This is a genomic window from Pseudoalteromonas piratica (assembly GCF_000788395.1).
In the GTDB taxonomy this organism is placed as follows: domain Bacteria; phylum Pseudomonadota; class Gammaproteobacteria; order Enterobacterales; family Alteromonadaceae; genus Pseudoalteromonas; species Pseudoalteromonas piratica.
In genome coordinates, this window is sequence record NZ_CP009889.1 from 384,333 (window position 1) to 403,086 (window position 18,754).

The 18,754-nt window shown below is 38.9% G+C and carries 17 protein-coding genes; 7 read left to right on the forward strand and 10 right to left on the reverse strand.

The annotated features are described in order from the left end of the window. Window positions 1-100: 100 nt before the first annotated feature. A complete protein-coding gene (locus OM33_RS16480) occupies window positions 101-499 on the reverse strand; it encodes a hypothetical protein (protein ID WP_040135182.1) in 399 nt (132 codons plus the stop codon). A 231-nt stretch (window positions 500-730) separates the two neighbouring features. Between OM33_RS16480 and OM33_RS16485 the strand changes: the two genes are divergently transcribed. Beyond that, window positions 731-1,186, forward strand: a complete 456-nt coding sequence (locus tag OM33_RS16485; protein WP_040135187.1) for a hypothetical protein — start codon at window positions 731-733, stop codon at window positions 1,184-1,186. A gap of 240 nt (window positions 1,187-1,426) precedes the next feature. After that, window positions 1,427-1,768: a DUF6172 family protein gene (locus OM33_RS16490; RefSeq protein ID WP_040135189.1), complete on the forward strand. Its 342-nt coding sequence runs from the start codon at window positions 1,427-1,429 to the stop codon at window positions 1,766-1,768. Between the two features lie 103 nt (window positions 1,769-1,871). Here OM33_RS16490 and OM33_RS16495 read toward each other — a convergent pair whose 3' ends face one another. After that, window positions 1,872-3,176 (reverse strand): DEAD/DEAH box helicase, encoded by a 1,305-nt coding sequence (locus tag OM33_RS16495; RefSeq protein WP_040135191.1) that lies wholly within the window; start codon window positions 3,174-3,176, stop codon window positions 1,872-1,874. 382 nt (window positions 3,177-3,558) lie between these two features. Here OM33_RS16495 and OM33_RS16500 point away from each other — a divergent pair, with 382 nt between their 5' ends. Then, on the forward strand, window positions 3,559-5,484 hold the full coding sequence (locus tag OM33_RS16500) for a S9 family peptidase (RefSeq protein ID WP_040135192.1): 1,926 nt from the start codon (window positions 3,559-3,561) through the stop codon (window positions 5,482-5,484). Window positions 5,485-5,534: 50 nt separating this feature from the next. Here the strand turns inward: OM33_RS16500 and OM33_RS16505 are convergent, their stop codons facing one another. Next, the gene (locus OM33_RS16505; protein WP_040135194.1) at window positions 5,535-6,185 is read right to left on the reverse strand and encodes a peroxiredoxin-like family protein; all 651 of its coding nucleotides are present in this window, start codon (window positions 6,183-6,185) and stop codon (window positions 5,535-5,537) included. A 107-nt stretch (window positions 6,186-6,292) separates the two neighbouring features. On the opposite strand from OM33_RS16505, the gene OM33_RS16510 reads away from it, so the two are divergent. Further along, entirely contained in the window at window positions 6,293-7,174 is an 882-nt protein-coding gene (locus tag OM33_RS16510) for a LysR family transcriptional regulator (protein WP_040135196.1), read from the forward strand. A gap of 46 nt (window positions 7,175-7,220) precedes the next feature. Here the strand turns inward: OM33_RS16510 and OM33_RS16515 are convergent, their stop codons facing one another. Genes OM33_RS16515 through OM33_RS16525 form a run of 3 tightly spaced genes read right to left on the reverse strand, consistent with a single transcriptional unit; the run spans window position 7,221 to window position 10,169 of the window. Continuing rightward, window positions 7,221-8,486 (reverse strand): M23 family metallopeptidase, encoded by a 1,266-nt coding sequence (locus tag OM33_RS16515; protein ID WP_234402771.1) that lies wholly within the window; start codon window positions 8,484-8,486, stop codon window positions 7,221-7,223. A gap of 1 nt (window position 8,487) precedes the next feature. Then, complete coding sequence (locus tag OM33_RS22125; protein WP_052141109.1) at window positions 8,488-9,801, reverse strand: M23/M56 family metallopeptidase; 1,314 nt, start codon at window positions 9,799-9,801, stop codon at window positions 8,488-8,490. A gap of 2 nt (window positions 9,802-9,803) precedes the next feature. Beyond that, window positions 9,804-10,169: a BlaI/MecI/CopY family transcriptional regulator gene (locus tag OM33_RS16525; RefSeq protein WP_040135198.1), complete on the reverse strand. Its 366-nt coding sequence runs from the start codon at window positions 10,167-10,169 to the stop codon at window positions 9,804-9,806. Between the two features lie 270 nt (window positions 10,170-10,439). On the opposite strand from OM33_RS16525, the gene OM33_RS16535 reads away from it, so the two are divergent. Continuing rightward, window positions 10,440-11,678 (forward strand): hypothetical protein, encoded by a 1,239-nt coding sequence (locus OM33_RS16535; protein ID WP_040135201.1) that lies wholly within the window; start codon window positions 10,440-10,442, stop codon window positions 11,676-11,678. Between the two features lie 85 nt (window positions 11,679-11,763). Here the strand turns inward: OM33_RS16535 and OM33_RS16540 are convergent, their stop codons facing one another. Next, window positions 11,764-12,522, reverse strand: coding sequence for a substrate-binding periplasmic protein (locus tag OM33_RS16540; protein WP_040135202.1), 759 nt, complete (start codon window positions 12,520-12,522; stop codon window positions 11,764-11,766). A 220-nt stretch (window positions 12,523-12,742) separates the two neighbouring features. On the opposite strand from OM33_RS16540, the gene OM33_RS16545 reads away from it, so the two are divergent. Then, window positions 12,743-14,134, forward strand: coding sequence for a winged helix-turn-helix domain-containing protein (locus OM33_RS16545; RefSeq protein ID WP_199922611.1), 1,392 nt, complete (start codon window positions 12,743-12,745; stop codon window positions 14,132-14,134). A gap of 99 nt (window positions 14,135-14,233) precedes the next feature. Next, window positions 14,234-15,082, forward strand: a complete 849-nt coding sequence (locus OM33_RS22130; RefSeq protein WP_052141110.1) for a helix-turn-helix domain-containing protein — start codon at window positions 14,234-14,236, stop codon at window positions 15,080-15,082. Window positions 15,083-15,116: 34 nt separating this feature from the next. On the opposite strand, the gene OM33_RS16555 is transcribed toward OM33_RS22130, so the two are convergent. The 3 genes from OM33_RS16555 to OM33_RS16565 form a co-directional block, all read right to left on the reverse strand. Then, a complete protein-coding gene (locus OM33_RS16555) occupies window positions 15,117-15,425 on the reverse strand; it encodes a hypothetical protein (RefSeq protein ID WP_040135206.1) in 309 nt (102 codons plus the stop codon). Between the two features lie 165 nt (window positions 15,426-15,590). Then, the gene (locus tag OM33_RS16560) at window positions 15,591-16,283 is read right to left on the reverse strand and encodes a substrate-binding periplasmic protein (protein ID WP_040135207.1); all 693 of its coding nucleotides are present in this window, start codon (window positions 16,281-16,283) and stop codon (window positions 15,591-15,593) included. A 238-nt stretch (window positions 16,284-16,521) separates the two neighbouring features. After that, on the reverse strand, window positions 16,522-18,735 hold the full coding sequence (locus tag OM33_RS16565) for a winged helix-turn-helix domain-containing protein (RefSeq protein ID WP_040135209.1): 2,214 nt from the start codon (window positions 18,733-18,735) through the stop codon (window positions 16,522-16,524). Between the last annotated feature and the right edge of the window lie 19 nt (window positions 18,736-18,754).

The following is an 18,754-nucleotide window of genomic DNA, read 5'->3' on the forward strand; positions in this document are numbered from 1 at the left end:
ACGTGTTTATCCGTTATTTTTATCAAGAGGTATGAACAAGGTTTGTTATGTTAAAACACGTTTCAGGGGTTACGTGGATTAACTAAGCCAATCTTACTGGCTACACTTCAAAGTATTGAACACCTTGATAACCTGCATTTGTAATATGTACTTCAAGGGGGGCGCCATTTAAAACCTGTTTTTGTAGATCTTTAGCGAATACTTCTAGTTCACGCATTAATTGAGGTGCGACATCACCGCCTTGGTAAACTGGGAACTTGACGAGCCATTTGCCAGTCTCTGTTTGCTTGAGTAAAAATAATTCCCCTGTTTGACCTTGGTAACTGTTTTTATCTAACAGAAATTGATGGATTGTCTGAGCCATTTCGTCATTAACGCTTGTAGTATCATAGACAAACTTAGCGTCACCATGCTGAATGTAATCAAAGTCATTGTTTAACACGATCGTTGTTATCACAAGTGTGATAGTGATCGCTGCAATCATTAAGCCTTTAAGCATTTTTATCTCACATTTATAAAATCAGAAGACATTGTAATAAAAAGCCAACATAAAATGTATTTTTAAGATGAATAGCCGCGCTGGATAAATAAACACTCAAAGCCCCTAACTTGCCAGCATATTATTTGTTAGTTGGCATTATCATTGTAAATCGGTACAGTGTAGTCGATTGTATTCATTAAAAAATGCTGAGAATAATCTGTGCTCAGCACTAATGTTAAGGATGACTTTATGAAACAGCTTCTTTTTACCCTGCCACTATTTTGTTCATTTTCTCTCTTAGCGGGTGACTATGATGCGCAAAAAGCGCACTGTGTCAGTGCAGCATCGATTGTAAAAAACCAAGATTACGATGCGTTTAAACAACTTGTGCCGCTTAAAATTCGGGGCGAAGAGCAGGCTATAAAACGCTTGGTGGACAAACAAAATAAGAAATACACTAAGTCACGTTATGCTGGTATTAGTAATTTCGCCATTAAAGATTATGAGCTAGTGGCAGATCCAAAAAGCCATAAAGTAATGGCTATTAGAAGCAACGTTGAAAAATGGCAAGCAAGCCAAGTTTTAAAAGTAAACTACACATTCGACACTCGAATTGTTAGAACCGATAAAGAGCAATCGGTGGGCGGTTATTGTTTGTTTGCCTTAGTTGATAATGCTTGGTATATGACTAATTTGCTTAAATAAACGATTTTTTTTAAAGGGGAGTGGATTAATAATGACTAGTAAACACTCCCATGATACTCACTGATAGTCACTCATGCTTTTGCTAAAGTTGTGATAATAGTTAATGCTAGTGCGCTCAATTTAACGTAAAATAGCGTCATTCTTTGAGTTTATAAGCGCACAGACTGCGGGCTTATAAATCCACTTCTTTTACTCAGCATGCTTATTGCACACTTGAGTATTTCTTATTTGAAGGCAACCATGAAAAAAACATTCGAATTAACGCATCCTAAAATCAAAATCGCAAGGCGAGTTGATGCGGTAAAGCATGAAGTTAAAAAATACATCAAGCGTGAGCGCAATAAAAAATTACCACAAGGTGCTGATTACTGGGACTTTGATTGTAAATTTGGTAACACGGAAGCAGAAGCCGAAGTCGTACATTTATCACAAATCAATAAGATGATTGATAAAACCCAGCTTGAAAACTTAACCTCATTTTACATTGAAATTCTAGCCAAGCCTGCAGTTCGCCAAGCTAAACCATCGCATGATGATTATGACTTTGAAGATGATTTTGATGACGAGTTGGAAGACGAATAGTCAGACTATTATTAAATAGTGTTAGTCATTGAAAAATAAGAACCGAAGCAACCAGCTTCGGTTTTTTATTGTGTTTTCTCACAGAAAAACAACCTGTTTAGGCTTAACGACGTTTTCGCTTATTTGATTTTTTCTTGTTAGACGAATCTGGCATTGGCTCAAAATTGCCATATTCATCGTCGTCAAACTGATGTTTACTCGCTTTTTTATTGCCCTTTTTGCTCTTAGTGGGTGAGTTATCTTTTGCGCCGCCCCACATTTGTTCTGCTCGTTGCCTGCTTGGCACAAAGCCTGCGACAACGTCACGTGAAAATGTGCGATTAATTAATCGCTCTATGGCGTTTAATTGCTTTACTTCATCGTCACTAAAAAGCGAAATAGCGTGCCCTTTTTTACCCGCGCGACCGGTGCGACCAATGCGGTGCACATAATCTTCAGCCACATAGGGTAGATCAAAATTGATAACACAAGGTAACTGATTAATATCAATACCACGCGCAGCAATATCTGTCGCTACAAGCACATTTATAGTCTCATTTTTAAACTCAGCAAGGGCGATTGTGCGGGCATGCTGTGTGCGATTTGCATGGATAGAATCCGCTGAAATCCCCGCGTTTTTTAAACTGTTAACTAACGCTTCGGCTCCTTGCTTTGTGCGACTAAATACCAGTACTTGAGGCCATTTTTTCTTTTTCAATAAGTGAATGAGTACATCAGTTTTTTGATGTTTATCAACGTGATATAAAGTTTGTTTGATGTTGTCTACCGTACTGTTTGCTGCTTCTACTTCAATCAGTACTGGGTTTATCAACATGGTTTCTGCAAGTGCTTTTATTTGGTTTGTAAAAGTGGCAGAAAACATCAAGGTTTGGCGTTTTGTCGGCAATAAGGCTGAGATTTTTTTGATGTCATCAATAAAGCCTAAGTCCAGCATGCGATCCGCTTCATCGAGTACTAATAGGGTTAGCTGCTCAAAATGCACAGCGCCTTGCTGATATAAATCCATTAATCGCCCTGGCGTTGCAATAAGCACGTCTACACCATTTTCAAGTGCTGTAATTTGTGGCTCTATTCTTACTCCGCCGAACACAGCCAGCGAGCTTACATTTAAGTGCGCTGCATAAGTGTTAATGCTGGTGGCAACTTGAGCTGCTAGTTCGCGTGTTGGCGTGATAATAAGCGCGCGAATATGCTTTGCTTGGGTTACCTGTTGATCGGCTAAGAGCTGTAACACAGGAAGGGAAAAACCGGCGGTTTTTCCCGTACCTGTTTGGGCAATGGCCATCACATCTTTGTGCGCTAAAATAGCAGGTATGGCTTCACGTTGAATGGCTGAGGGGTCTTTATAACCTTGCTCGGTTATAGCCGTTAATAATGCGTTAGTTAAACCTAAATTATTGAAGCTCATGCAAGCTGTTCCTGATAAATAGTGAAAATTAGCTTGCTTAAACAGTGGATGTTGGGGAAATGCTAATTTTGAATGAATTTAGTTTTGCATTGTTAATTTTAACACTTTTAGTTAGAAAGTCGGCGTTTTTATTGCTGCAATTTCCCTTGTTTTATCAATATACAATTATGGGTTTAGTGCATTTCAGCAAACCCATATTATTACTTTTGTCTAACACGCCTCTATTGCTAAGCGTTTTCATTAATTGAAAATTAAGTACCTCATTTTTTACGGCCTGTTTCCAATTCAGTACATTTTGAAGCAATTATTTTAAGTTGGCTCTTGAGTCTAAATTTTGTTCAGGTAACAATCACAAACGGATAATTTAAAAGGAATAATTATAATGAAAAAGCATTTTCAATTCGCCGCAGTCGCGTGCGCGCTTGGCCTTGCATTAGCTGGCTGTTCACAAACAACACAGTCTGATAAGCCAACTGAAGTGGTGCAACAAGCCCAGACCGTTAAACACTATGATGCTGAAACTTTCTTTGATACTACCTCAATAAGGGGCAGTAGCTTTTCACCTAAGGGTGACAAAATTCTGGTAAGCAGTGATGAAAGTGGCATTTACAGCCTCTATGCTGTTGATGTAAAAACTGCTAAGAAAACCCGCCTAACAGATTTTCAAGACAGTACCTATGCGGTGCGTTATTTTCCAAATGACGAGCGCGTGATTTTTACCAAAGACTCTGGCGGTAATGAACGTTTTCATGTGTATATACGCGAAGTAGACGGCAGCGTTAAAGACTTAACGCCAGGAGAAGAAACCCGCGCGCGTTTTGCCGGTTTCACAGAAGATGGTAGTCACTTTTACATCACTAGTAATCAACGCGATGCTAAGTTTATGGACTTGTACCGTGTTGATGCGAAAAGCTATGAAGTAACCCCTGTTTATCAGAATAAAATGGGGTTAGATGTGGGAGCAATTAGCCCAGATGGCCGTTTCATTGCGCTTTCTAAAAATAACTCAAACAAAGATAGCGACGTGTTTATTCTTGATACGATGAAAAAAACACTTAAACCAGAGTTAATTGCAGGCAAAGGTGTTGAAGCCACATTTGGCCCCGAAACCTTTTCGCGAGACAGCAAGGCACTTTATTACTCAACCAACGCAAAAGGCGAATTTGCACAAATTTGGCGCTATGATTTAACCTCGGGTGAACATCGTCTTGCACTCAAAGATGACTGGGATGTTAACTTTATTTACTTCTCTAAATCAGGGCGCTACCAAGTTAGTGGTGTAAATGCTGATGCCAGCACCAAAGTCACTGTGATAGATACACAAACTGGGCAATCGATTGCGATGCCAAGTTTACCTGCAGGTAATTTACGTGGCGTAAATTTCTCGGCAGATGAAAAAACCATGGCGTTTTACCTAAATTCCGATACGTCACCGAATAATTTATTTGTTTGGCAGGTAGGATCATCAAAGGCATCACAACTTACCAACAGTTTAAGTGCTGCAATTGATCAAAATGATCTGGTTGAAAGTACCATAGTGCGTTTTAAAAGCTTTGATGGGCTAGAAATTCCAGGCGTGTTATACAAACCAAAACAAGCAAATAGCAATAATAAAGTGCCAGCACTTGTGTGGGTGCATGGCGGACCAGGTGGACAAAGCCGCACCGGTTATAGCGCTATGCAGCAGCACTTGGTAAACCATGGCTATGCTATTTTTGCGGTGAATAACCGCGGTAGCTCAGGCTACGGCAAAACCTTCTTCCATTTGGATGATAAAAAACATGGCACCGATGACTTGCAAGATATCGTGTACGGTAAAAAACACTTACAAAGTTTAGATTGGGTAGATGGCGATAAAATTGGCATTATGGGCGGCAGTTACGGCGGCTTTATGACCGCGGCAGCACTTGCGTTTGAGCCAGAAGAATTTAAAGTAGGTATTAATATTTTTGGTGTAACTAACTGGGTAAGAACGCTTAATTCTATTCCACCATGGTGGGAGAGCTTTAAAAAAGCGCTTTACGATGAAATGGGCGACCCAGCAACAGATGGAGAGCGTCATCGCGCTATTTCACCATTATTCCACGCTAAAAATATCACTAAACCATTAATGGTAATTCAAGGCGCGAATGACCCTCGTGTACTGCAAGTGGAAAGTGATGAGCTGGTGGCAGCGGTCAAAGCTAATGGTGTGCCGGTAGAATATGTATTATTTGATGATGAAGGCCATGGTTTTACCAAAAAAGAAAACCGCATTGAAGCATCAAATGCTTACCTTAAGTTTTTAAATACCTATTTAAATAACTAATTAACATTTTTAAAATTGTAAAAAGCCGGAGTAATCTCCGGCTTTTTTGTTTATTTCATCAACCCTTTAACGAGTGTTAGTACATCCTCAGGTTCGGCTCTTAGGGTGTAATCTTCTTTTGCAAAAGCAAATTGAATCACGCCATTTTGATCAATGACATAGGTTGCCGGTAAAGGTAATTCATAGCTGTTGTCGCCATTCGCTTTTGGAATATCAAGACCAAGTTGGTGATACACGGGCACTAAACGCTCATCAAGGGTAAATACTAAGCCACAGGCTTTTGCTAAGGTATTTTCCACATCGGAAAGTACAGTGTAGGCAAGCTCATTTTCGTTTTGGGTAGAAAGTGAATTGTCTGGTAACTGTGGTGAAACAGCAACTAACTGTGCGTTATGTGCTGCAAATTCAGCTGAAATTGCATTAAGCGCACGCAGTTCTAAATTACAATAAGGGCACCACCCACCGCGATAAAAGCTCAGCACCAATGGGCCTTTTTCTAGTAACGCGTGTGAACTTACCAAAGTGCCATCGCTATTCGGTAAGATAAATGCTGGCAGCGTATCACCCACTTTTAGAGCATGTTGGCTTAACTGCGCCGCAATTAGTTTATCCGTGGTGATATCCATTAAATCTAAAATATCGTTACTAAGATTAGCTTTCTTTTCAACTTCAAACGCGTCGATTTGGCTTTTCAATGTCATGTGTATTCCGCCATTTTGTTTAAACAATGGGCTCAGTATAGAGTTTTATTTTTTTAGATATACAATAGAAAAACGAAACCTATATTCGAAAAAGTTAAATCAATGCTATGTACAGTTTATGTGATTTAGAAACCTTTATTGCCATAGTTGAAAATCAAGGTGTAGTGGTTGCTGCAAAAGCACAAGGCCTTTCGCCTGCAACGGTCAGTCATCGTTTAAATAAGTTAGAAAAAGCGCTTAATACGGTACTTATCTTTAGGGATAGTCGGCGTATGCGATTGTCGCCTGCAGGAGAGGTATTTTATCAACGCGCGGTGGCGATTTTAGAGGCGTTGTACGATGCAGAACATCAAATTGGTGCCCGAGGATCGGCCATTTCAGGTGTACTAAGAGTGACCATGCCACCGTGGGTTTTCTCAAAATTTGTATTACCTGCACTTGCAGCGTTTGAATCAAACTATCCAGACTTAAAACTGGATTTTATGATCACCGATCAATTTGTGAATGTGGTGGATGATGCGCAAGATGTGGCAATTCGGGTAGGGCAATTGGCCGACTCTAATCTACTGTCGCGTAAGATTGCCCGTAATTCACGTATTTTGTGTGCATCACCCGCTTACTTGGCAAAGCATGGCACACCAAAATCGATAACCGATCTTACTAACCACCATTGGGTCTGTTTGCCGTGGCAACGACAGCTTAAATTCAAAGAAAACGATAGTGTCATTAACCACAATGTGGTTACTCACATAACAATTTCTAACTCAGATAATATGACACAAGCGGCAGTTGCAGGGCTGGGCATAGCAATTAAATCGCGCTTGGCAATTCAGGATGAATTAGCAGCTGGACGACTAGTTGAGATTCTACCAAACACGTTAATGGACGATGATGCGCCGGTATGGTTTTTAAAACCACAAAACAGTTTAGTCACGCGTAAAACCGAGGTGTTTTATGAATTTATGAAGTCGTTATTTTATAACGCTTAGTAGCGTTAACAATTTGGTAGGCTATCAACCTGATTACTGGATTTTCTTAATCCAAAGTTGTTGGCATTTTATTATCATAAACCAAAGATGCATAGTGATTATCTATTTGATTAGTATGTGCTTTAAATGCTATCAACTGTTCGCCTTCTAGTTGGACATTGCTTGGTTGTTTCATATTTAGCGGGTTAACTGCCCGACCATTTTTATGTACTTCATAATGTAAATGACGTGCTGTAGATAACCCCGTGTTACCTAAATAGCCAATTGTTTGGCCTTGGCTTACGCGGCTGCCTTGTTTTATGCCTTTTGCAAACCCTTTTAAGTGCGCATACAAGGTGCGATAGCCATTACCGTGATCAATTAACACACGGTTACCAAAGCTTCTACTGTAACTTGCTTTAAGCACTTTTCCTTTGCCAGCAGCCATAATGGGTGTGCCAATTGGAGCACTGAAATCAATGCCTTTATGTTGACGTGTATATCCCAGCACTGGATGTTTTCGCTTGCCAAAATAAGACGATAATCGCGCGCCATTAAGTGGTGTTTTCATCAAGAAATTTTGTGCTAATTTGCCATCTTTAAAGTAAAAAGCGTTTTGAAACTGATATAGGCTGTATTGCTTAGTTTGGTTTTTAAAATTAATCGCCACAAGTGTTTGCGGTGCTGAAAACTGATTGTATAAATGTGCGTTATGAGTCACTTCAGACACAGTGAAGTTAAGGGTAATCGCATCGCCTTGTCGAATTTCCCTTTGAAAGTCAATGAAGTGAGACATTGCTAAAACAGCACTGTTGATGATGTTATGCGGTATTTTTTCCTGATTAGCCGCGTGATAAAGGCTATGATTGATGGCAAAAGAACGACTCATTTCATGTGTGATTAGTGTTGCTTTGACTACTTCAATTTGCCAAGTCTCATTTAGTAACGTTGCTTCAATAAGCTTGGCGTAATCGATTGCAAATCGCAGTACCTTCTTGTTTTCGGTTTCAATGGCATCAAATTGTGTACCGGGTCTTATTTTTTTAAAATCGTAATGAGGCTTTACCGCTTTTGCTAAGCTAACAATATTTGCCATGTTAAAGCCTGCAGAAGCTAAAACATGGGTCAGGGTTTCACCTTGATTTAGGGAATAAGTAAATTGCTTTTCGTCAGAAACTGCAAATTTTGTTTGGGTATTAGTTTTGCGACTTTGCTGGCTTTTATTCTCCGTAACTTCTTCCTGTAGTTGTTTTTTTGGTAAGTGAACCTTCTTTGTCTCATCTTTACATGCACTTAACACTAACAGCATTAGAAAAATAAAAATGTACGGCATATTAGTACTCATTAAGGTAAGTTAATGGGTCAACGGTTTTGCCATTATGTGCAAGCTCAAAATGCAAGTGGGTACCCGTGACCTTACCTGTATCACCCATTTTACCAATGACATCACCCTGATTAACCCACTGATCTTTATTGACATTAATTTTATCCAAATGTGCATAAAGCGTTTGCCAGCCATTCGCATGCTGGATCACAATCACATTACCGTAAGCATGCGACAGGGACGTGGCGTCAGCAATGATGACCTTACCTGATTTGGCTGCAAGAATTGCACTGCCTTTGGTATCTACTAAGTCTAAACCTTTATGAGGTCGTAAATTGCGTACCTTTGCAATATGGCCATAATGTGAGCTGATATTGACGTTGCTAACAGGAAATCGCCACGCTTCTTGTACATTTTGTAACTGAGCAAATGCTGATTTAGTAAAAAATAGAATAATGCAAAAGGTGACCAACACTCCCATTGCTTTGCCGACTAAAATAGGCGGTTCTTGAATAATCAAATCAAAGCGTCTTTTATAATTATCTAAGCTGAGTGATTGACCATTAAAAGGTGTTGCAAATGGGTTTGATACCGTTTGATGAGAGAGTTTAATGCTCAATAAGAGTGTGCTTGCGTAGTCTTCTTTTAGAAGCTTATTTTGTGCAATTGTTTGTAAATCGCAGCGTTGCTCCATAGCATTAAGGTAGAGGTTGTTTAATTTTTTTATTGCAGGGTTAAACCAACACACTTCAACAATTACTAACCAAAGCCAGGCTTGCCAGTGATCGCGATTATTTATATGGGTTTGTTCATGAGCAAGAATAATATTCTGCTGCGCCTTACTTAAGTGCAAAAAATATTGTGGTAAAACCAGAGTTGGTTTGTTTATTCCAATCACAAAGGGCGATTGATTGCTTGGCATTACAACACACGCTAACTTGCTTTTGTTGTAGGGCATGCCAGTTGAAATCAGCTGTTTTGCTTGAACATACCGTTTGATAACAGCGATTAATCGAAATATGGCAGTTACAGCCAAAAGCGTTAACACGATTGAATCAATGGGGTAGCTATTCTGAGGGCTGGTTTGTTTAGCCACATGGTCAACATAAGTTAAGTGTTGCTGTGCTTTTTCATTTAACCAAGTGAAGTGTGTGTCTGCAGATTGCACCCACTCAATATTGGGTAAAAATATGCCAAGCGACAGCACAAGTGCAGCCCAAAAAATACTTGGGGGCAGGCGATCTTTTAATGCGATTTTATTGAGCGTGAACGCAAGTAAATAGGTAATCAGTACCCAGCCAAGTAAAGTAATTAACAGCATCATAATTATTTTTTTTGTAAGTTATTTAAGTGGGCTTCAAGTTCATTTAATTCGTCATGTTCAAATAATTGGCTGCCTGAAAACATTGCCACTGGTAATGCACCATCAATTTCAAGCACTCGCTTAGAGAAATCTTTTACAAAGGCAGCAAGCGTTGGCACTTTATCAAGTAATGCAGTGTAGATTTTCTTATTGCCTTGCGCCTCCACACTTACATATGCCTTTTGCGCCATACGTTCTAATGTTTTTCTTGTGGAGGAATAGCTCCATCCATATAACGATTCCATCCGCTGATGAATTTCTTTGCCAGTAAGAGGCTGTTGTTGCCAAAGGCACTTTAAAATTTCGAGCTCAGGTGCAGTAAGTTGCAAAACAATTTCCTTTAACAATTACAAATTTTTGTGTGACAGTTGTCGCAATTTAACAGTTAATAAACTGTGACACAAGTCGCAGTTTTGGATTTATTCGAAGAAAGGGCTTATGCGTTTGGTTTAAAAAGGTTTTTTAATTGGTTAAAACAACTAATAGTTAGGTTTATTCACAATGCTAGTTATATTGATAATATTAAAAACATTAAATATCAACATGTTAAGTTTTGGTATGCTGCTTGCTGTTTAGCGATTCGTTAAAGAATAAACAGAATGGACTTTGCACTTATGCACTCATGTATTACACGTCTAACGAAAGCAGCCTTACCTATGGTGGTGGTGCTAATGACAACGGGTTGTATTGGAACGGTTGGTCACCAATATATTAAAACAGACCCTTCAGGTAAGGTGACCGAACTTAAAAAGTATTATGTACAACAGGGAAACGAATTCCTTGTAACAGCGGATTTAACCGGCCCAGTTGTGCTAAGTGACGATACACTGACGATTAAAAAAATGACCGCAGGAAGCAGTATTCGTATTAGCAATACGGAGTCGGAAGAAGTATTAAAAATTACCGAACAAAATGGTAAGGCTACTTACAGCTTGTTACAGCATAAGCGCAGCAGCGAGCCATCAACAAAACAAATCAACATTTACATGCAAAGTTTGTTTAATTTCACGCCATTAGCTGCTGAGGAGCGTATTAGTGCGTTAGTGAAGCACCAAGGTGTTGCTGCAGCGGTGCAACAAGTTGAGCAAGCGCAAAATGATGACACTAAATCGGCTTATATATTGGAGATTAGTAAACTAACACTTGATAAAAATGCACAAAAACGTGTGCTTACAGTGCTTTCATCAATTAGCAGTGACTACAGCCAGAAAGTAGCTGCCTTGGCGTTTGTTGAAACACAAACAACCTTGTCTCAAGATATATGGCTTGCATTGTTTGAGGGATTAGAAAATGTAGCGTCAGACTATGAATTACGTACATTGTTGTCATCTATTGCAGCGAAATTACCAGACGATAATGCTGTTCATAGCGCGTTTTTTGATGCAAGCGAGACCATTGACAGTGATTATGAAAAGTATCGTTTAGTGAGTGAAATCGCCACCCAAGCAACAAGCTTACAGATTAAAGATATGCTAGCCGCAAGCAATGATATTGGCTCCGATTATGAAGCATACCGATTAATGAGTGATATAGCGCAAATAGCAAAATCCAATGACGATATAAATGCCATGCTGGTGTTTATACAGTCAATTGACTCAGATTATGAAATGCAACGTGCGTTTAAAGTCTTGCCTTACAGCTTAATGAGTGAAGCACAAACAGCAAACGCACTGGATATTGCAGGATCAGAAATTGGTTCAGATTATGAACTCGCGAAAGTGTTGGTGTACATTTATCAGCAAACTCCTCACAAAGTAAACCTGGCAACTAATGTTAAACAGGCAATGCAAAGCATTAGTAGTGAAAGCGATAAATTAAAGGTATATGAAGTGCTTTAGCAAACAACCAAGATTTATTGGTATTTATGAAAAAGCCAGTGTTACTACTGGCTTTTTCATAGGCAACGGTTAATCAATATGCATGCTAGCTATCAGTTAAATGCCACTTTGCAAGCAGGATTCTGTAATGTCCAGATTGTTTAATGGTGTCAATCGCTGAGCGAATTGCTTGTTTTGACTCATTAGAGAGCTGCTTATTCGCCGTAATATGAAGTTCGCTGGGAAAGTCGTTTAAACGCAGCTTTTTCTCTATGCGAGTAGGATCAAGGCCAATACTGGTTAATTCATCTTCAAGGTGTAATGTATTCGTTAACACCAAATCAGTGCGATCTTTGTACAGCATTTTCATTAAACTGGCGGGTTCCGGTGCTAGAACAAGATCTTTTTCAAGGGTAAACCCTGCTTTTTCTAAATAACCTTGGCTGAAATAACCCCTAACTGTACTAACTCTTAAGCCCCGTGCACTTTGTAAATTAGTTAATAGAAACTTTTTCTCTTTTTTGCCTACTAAATAAGCATGTGCGGTATAAACTTCCCCTAAAAAGTCATAATTTTCAGCACGGCTAGGTGTTTTTAATAACGACATCATTAAGGTGTTCGCGTCGTTTTGTAATTCTCTAAAAGCGCGCGCTTGAGGCATAATTTCGATGGTGCCATCACAGTTACATTCATTAATTATGGCATTAACAATATCGACTAGAAAACCGTCTGCTTGCCCTTGCTTATTTATAAAATGAAGTGGATATAAATCTTCGGCTGTAAAACGTAGCGTATTAGCCTGCTTTGCTTGACAGTCAAAAAGCAATAGAAACGATAATAGGCAGACAAAGAACAGGTTTTTCATAAAGCGAGCACGCTAAAACAACATACCGTTAACATTGCCTAAATTATGAAAGATTTTCCAGCCGTCTAGCCAGATTTTTTTAAGTTATTTGCAGGGACAGGTTCTAATAAAATGTTTAGGTGAAACAAGTTAAGAATAATGCATTCTGGCCAATGTATTATTGCACAATGCACCATAAATTTTTATGATGACAATAAATAGAAGTCTATATGTCTAAACTGTGATAAATCTTGTCTCCCTTTTTCGCCCCAAACAAAGTAACAAACAACCCGAATGGTTTTTATGCCACAAAAAGAAAGGGCTGTATCATCATCAGCAGTTTCATCGCATTGATGAAAAACAATATCAAATGCTTGTGCTTTTCAGTAAAAGCAACGGCGAAGTTATAACCAAAGACACCATTCTCGATACTATTTGGCAGGGAAAAATAGTAACAGAAGATGCTGTTTATGTGCTGATAAACGGTTTAAGAAAACTATTGAATGATAAAGCGAAAGACCCCAAATTTATCCTTACCGTTTCAGGTAAAGGCTACCGTTGGGTTTATGAAGATCTAGCGTATCAAAAGGCGAGCAACCCTAACTACTCATTCTTGTTTATTGGTGTTTTTGTGCTGCTTATTTTGACTGTGAGTGTGTGGCAACTATCAAATCGCAAGGAGAGCAATTTAACTGAAATACAAAGGGAGCAGTTTTCAAAAGCTCGCTATATCTTAAATAATCAAAGCGAAAATAGTGAACACGCAGTAACGATCTTACGCCAGTTGTTACTTCAAACGCCAAGCTATGAACCTACACATGAGGCATTAATTGATGCCTTATTTAATAAAGCAACTAACCAAGGTTTTTCAGACAAGGTGTTAGTTGATGAGTTAAAGAAACGGTTAGATGCGGCACTTAAAGTGAATCCAGATAATCTGATCTTTAATTATTTCCAAGCAAGGGTCGCTTTTTTAGTTGATTGGCATTTTGATAAAGCAAATAAACATTTTCAAAAAGCACTGCCAAATGTGCAAGCTCATAATCATTACGGCCAATTTTTGTTGGCCATGCGTGACTTTGAAGGTGCGCTTTACCATACCAAACAATATCAATACTTAGACGCAGATGGCTATTCCAGCGAAAGCGCTGCTTGGGTTTATATGATGAGCGCGAACCGCAAACAGGCCATTATTGAATTGGAAAAATTAAAGCCATATTCGGATGATTCATTTTATTATCACGTTTGCTTACAAGCACTTTATGAACAAGTTGGCGAAGAAGATAAATCGTTCTCAGAACTTATTTGGCTTATGCGTGCTGTTGGTTATGATCAAAACGATATTGATGAGATAAGTGATTTTTTCCAACAAAATGGACTAAAAGGGGCTTATTCTTGGCTACTGCTGGTTGATAAAAAACAACTGAATATTGGTCAATATGAAGCGCCTATGTCACTTGCTCGTTATGCAGCTTATATAGGCGAACACACACTTGCCGTTTCGTATTTAAATGCAGCCAAAAAGCAAAAGCAATTGGCAACATTATGGGTTGCAGCTGACCCCAAATTTAAGCCACTTTATCAAAATAGTGCATTTCAAGAGTTTTTAGCATCAATTAACTTGTCATTATAAAACAAAGGTTTAAGAACTTTTAAGAATCTTAAAGATAGAAATAAGGACGCATTTTACGAATTTTCTTACTGTGCTGGTGCAGAAAAAGGGAAAGGTAAGATGCGTATTAAAACGAAAACGTTAGTGTTGCCCGAAAACGTCAACTGGCAGTTCCAACAAAACGCTTACACACACTTAAAAACAGATTATTTTTGTCATCAATATTATGAATTGAGTTACATTTCAAATGGTAAGGGGGTCATCCATTTAGGGCAACATTCAGAAATTGTGACAGATAAGCTCATGTTTCTCAGCCCACCCGGGGTGGCACAAGCAATTAACTTAACAAGCTGTCGTGATTCAGAGCGGTTAGAAGTAAAAAAGCTGCTAATTTCGAGTGAGTTTGCAAAAAAATTACAGGCATTTTCGCCCGAGTTTGCGGTGCTTACAAAACTGTTTTCTGGAAATTTAGCTGGCATGTTATTCGTATTAGACGAAAATGATTGGTGCGTATCTCAGTTTGAAACTATGCAGAGACAGTGTAATGGAAAATCAATACTTTGCTTGTTGGAGATATTGCTAGAGTTATCTCAAAAGCAGTATAAAAAACTTATGGCAAAGGATTTGGATGGTGTAAAAAAGAGAGGGCAGTGTCCGTTAGACAATACTATCCATTATATTATTAATAATTTCGAAAAACCGCTGAGATCTGATGAATTAGCCAAAATGGCACACATGAGTACAAACCATTTTCATCGAAAATTTAAGCAAAAAACGGATTTAACATTAGTCCAAATGCTTAATGAATTACGCCTTGAAAGGGCCTGTAATCTTCTTATTACTAGCCGTTTACCTATCGCCGTAGTCAGTGAGCAGTGTGGGTTTAGCAATGTACCTTACTTTAATCGTCGATTTTTAGAAAAAAAAGGCTGCCAACCAAGACAGTTTAGGATTGCGAACACTCACTAACTATTTATAAGGCGAACAAGGGTTCTGATGAGGTTTAGTCATCAGGCCCTTTAAGAGTAAACTGCAGGTGTTTACGCATATCTTTTAATACTACCCCTTTTTTCACAAGTGCCGCACTTAAACGTTTTTGCCATTTAAGTAAATCTGGCTCTGCAGCAATAAGGTGTTGCTGATCTTCAAATTGGAAGCAAAGTAATAAAGAGCCTGGGAATAAGTGATATTCCACATCAAACCAACATTGCACCATGCCTGGAATTTCAGCGCGAGCTTGCTCTTCTAACTTATCGGCAATTTCGAGTACTAATGCTTGTTGTTTTTGTTGAACCTTGGAGAGCTTTTTCATTATGTGATCCAAATGAGGGTTTGATTTTACAGTGCCTAGTATATCTGTGCAGGCAGGACGTGAAAAATAAAGTTATTCTGTTTGCTTGATTTTCATCCAGGATAGAGTACGAAGTCATTTAGCATGAATTAACTGAAATAGACTGTTAAAAAACTGCTTTCGCGGTTATTCAAAATAACCTGTTTTATATGCTTCAGAAATCTTTTTTTGGATCTCAGCTTCATCTATGCCGAGTTTATTTTTTTTACTAAATCCAAAAAAGGTTTGTTTGTTTCTCATTTCTTCGAGGGCAATAGGCGAAACCTTGAGGTTTGCTGCGTTTATTTCATCGGAGAAAGCGGTGATCATGGCAGGGCTAACCATAATTAAATCAATACGTTGTTTTTGCAGTAAGCTAAAACCAATTCTGACATTCTGTATTTCAATCTTTTGCAGATCGTCGTCATTATCAAAACGATTAAAATAGCGAACACCTCTGGAAACACCGATAATTTTGTCTTTAAAGTCGTAGTACGATGATATTTGCAGTCCGTCTTTAGAGATCACCCTAAGCGCATCTGCGGGTTTAAAAGGAGCAAAAAAAGCAAAGTCTTTTCGTTCAGCTAATGGATTGAGTGCCGCAATAACATCAACTTCACCGCGCTCTAAAAAGACAAGACAGCGAGCAAAGTTGGGGGATTGTAAAAATTTAAGGTCGCGTTCTAATAATGAGGCTAATTTATGTAAAGCTGAAATATGAATGCCCCGTGGGGTGTCGCCCAGTATTTGATATGGGGGATGATCATCAATACACGCTAACAAGTCCTTGTTTTTGGCACACGCAGAGAATGAAAAAAACAATGCTAATAGCAAGAGCATGTTTTTATGCAAGAAACTGTTAGAGCTAAAAATCGTCATTTAATTTACACAAACGTCTTTTAAAGTTTTGAACTGGGTGACAAATGCGCCCATTTCAAGAATCGTTTACTCCACAATAACTTGCAGTGACTTTTTCTCTGATTTTAAAAAAGTAAGTGAGTTACACGTTTTGTGGCTTATCGTTCATTATACGTGCATTTTTAAAGATTTTTAACGATTATTTTACGATATTAAATAATTAGTTATTCGCCAATATCAACTCTGTGACTTCTTTCTTGGAAAATTTACGTAGTGATATTAACAACTTGTCATTGTTAATATCATCGATGCTATCGAGGTTTGAAGGCAGCGTATCCAGGATCGTTAATGACTCTTTAGTTAAATCATAGGCCCAAAGTTCGAAGTCATCGTTAACGCCATAAAGCACATTATTGCTGACAATAAAGCCTAACTGCTCATTAGCTTGACCATTCAAATGAGATAAAGCGACGTACTCTGTGCCACCTGATAACCAAAAACGCTCCATTTTATCAAGGTATATGACTTGCCCTTGCTTTGTTAAAGCTGCCGATAAGGCACCTTCATCATTTATTATTTGGTATGCATTAGTGGCCGGATTGAGTAAGGCTAATTTAATACTGCCATTGATACGAATATTTGCGAGAACCTGATTTTGATCGCTATTCCAACCAAATAAACGGTGAACAGGGTAACTAAAATCAAAGTGTGTCTGGTTGCCATCTAATGATAACTGAGTGAGCTGATCATTGGCATTTACCAGCAATGATTGGCCATCACGAGCCCATTTCACACCATAAATATAGGTATCCATAGGGAATTGGCTTAGTTGATAGTTGTTGTTTTGATTATTTATCCAGATCTGTTCATCGCCTGAACGTTCAGATTTATACGCAATTAAATTGCCTCCTGGCTGAAAGTGACCGTTGTCTTCGGACATAATAGTTTTACCAATTAACCTGTCTTCATTTGAGCCAGTTGAGGCTGAGCTCGCACTGACATTAGGCAGTGTTTTCACAACGATATCACTGTCGTAGTATCCCTTGATCATTAATATACGATTGCCCTCAGGGTTAAATGAAGGTGATCCCATGGGTTCATCCAGTGGAATATTCACCTTAGCAATATCGCCAGCATAAGATAGCGTATAAAACTGTCTGCCAGTGCTAAATACAAGTTGTTCTTTTAAAGGAGAAAATCGTGGGTATATCAGTCGATATTTGGCAATCGATGGTGGTTTGATAACGCGGTTACTAGAGAGCAGGGCGCCATCTTTTGATAATAAATCAATATAATCATGGCCGTCGGCATGAATGGTGATAACTGCAAACAGTCCCAGTGATTCTGAATAATCGTAATACACGATACTGCCGTCGGATACCTCGTACAGTAACTCGCTTTTGTTTTCAGCCACTGAATATTTAATTAACTGCCAACGACTTTGCGTTTTCTGCATCAATGCAATATGAGAGTTACCAAGCCATTTTGGCGTACGAATTTCAGTGTTCCTACACTGCATTAACTCAGTGGGCGTTTGAGGAGACTTTAATGCGGCATCAAAATCGATGGTTAATAACCGATAGCACTTCTTTTGTGTAATCGGTTGGCTACAGTCAACCGATTGAACGAATGAAAGGGTTTTCCCATCCTCAGAAAAACTTTGGCTGCCATATAAATCCAAGTTTTGTGTGAGCTGAAATTCTTGTTGGCCAGCAATGTCTTTCGCCCAAATGTTATTGATGCACTTTTCATCCGAAAAGCGATGAAACACTATGTATTTGCCATCAGGCGAGTAAATGCCTGAGCTTTCCTTATTTTCGGTTGCCGTTAACGCACGCATTTGTTCAATCACGAGGGGGGATTGTTCTTTGCTGGTATCTCCTTTATACCCAATAAATAAAGTGGAGAGCACAATAGCGCAGAATAAGAATGCCATTAACCAAAAAGAAAACGCGGTTTTACTGTGTACCGGTGGCTCTGCCCCTGATGCCTCATTGTCGAACTGTTCGGTTACGTCTTGCTGTTGCACAGGAGTATCAATGATTGGCCGCACTTCGTCTTTTGGGCTAAGGCCTGTCTCTTTTAAACTATCACGTGTATTTGAAACAGTGTTTTGATTTTGCCATTGTACTGAGCACTCAAGGCTATAGCCTTTTTTGGCATGAGTTTTAATATATTGCTGGCCTTTTCCATCATCACCGAGTGCTTTTCGTAATTGTGCGATACTACGTTGCAGTGTATTTGGTGAAACAACGCTGTTTGGCCATACTTTTTCGAGTAACGTATCTTGACTGACAACCTGACCTTGTTGTTCAGCTAAACAAGTTAAGACTGCCAGCGCTTTTGGCGCAAGTGTAATGGTTTGGCCATTATGGGTAATTTGATTTCTCGGTAAGTCGATAAAAAAACCACCAATCCAATATTGCTCTGCCATACACCCTCTAAATACTCAG

Bases quoted from the DNA above. Each gene is read 5' to 3' on its own strand.
- OM33_RS16480 (WP_040135182.1), bottom strand. From the start codon at position 499: ATGCTTAAAGGCTTAATGATTGCAGCGATCACTATCACACTTGTGATA.
- OM33_RS16485 (WP_040135187.1), top strand. From the start codon at position 731: ATGAAACAGCTTCTTTTTACCCTGCCACTATTTTGTTCATTTTCTCTC.
- OM33_RS16490 (WP_040135189.1), top strand. From the start codon at position 1,427: ATGAAAAAAACATTCGAATTAACGCATCCTAAAATCAAAATCGCAAGG.
- OM33_RS16495 (WP_040135191.1), bottom strand. From the start codon at position 3,176: ATGAGCTTCAATAATTTAGGTTTAACTAACGCATTATTAACGGCTATA.
- OM33_RS16500 (WP_040135192.1), top strand. From the start codon at position 3,559: ATGAAAAAGCATTTTCAATTCGCCGCAGTCGCGTGCGCGCTTGGCCTT.
- OM33_RS16505 (WP_040135194.1), bottom strand. From the start codon at position 6,185: ATGACATTGAAAAGCCAAATCGACGCGTTTGAAGTTGAAAAGAAAGCT.
- OM33_RS16510 (WP_040135196.1), top strand. From the start codon at position 6,293: ATGTACAGTTTATGTGATTTAGAAACCTTTATTGCCATAGTTGAAAAT.
- OM33_RS16515 (WP_234402771.1), bottom strand. From the start codon at position 8,486: ATGCCGTACATTTTTATTTTTCTAATGCTGTTAGTGTTAAGTGCATGT.
- OM33_RS22125 (WP_052141109.1), bottom strand. From the start codon at position 9,801: ATGATGCTGTTAATTACTTTACTTGGCTGGGTACTGATTACCTATTTA.
- OM33_RS16535 (WP_040135201.1), top strand. From the start codon at position 10,440: ATGGACTTTGCACTTATGCACTCATGTATTACACGTCTAACGAAAGCA.
- OM33_RS16540 (WP_040135202.1), bottom strand. From the start codon at position 12,522: ATGAAAAACCTGTTCTTTGTCTGCCTATTATCGTTTCTATTGCTTTTT.
- OM33_RS22130 (WP_052141110.1), top strand. From the start codon at position 14,234: ATGCGTATTAAAACGAAAACGTTAGTGTTGCCCGAAAACGTCAACTGG.
- OM33_RS16555 (WP_040135206.1), bottom strand. From the start codon at position 15,425: ATGAAAAAGCTCTCCAAGGTTCAACAAAAACAACAAGCATTAGTACTC.
- OM33_RS16560 (WP_040135207.1), bottom strand. From the start codon at position 16,283: ATGCTCTTGCTATTAGCATTGTTTTTTTCATTCTCTGCGTGTGCCAAA.
- OM33_RS16565 (WP_040135209.1), bottom strand. From the start codon at position 18,735: ATGGCAGAGCAATATTGGATTGGTGGTTTTTTTATCGACTTACCGAGA.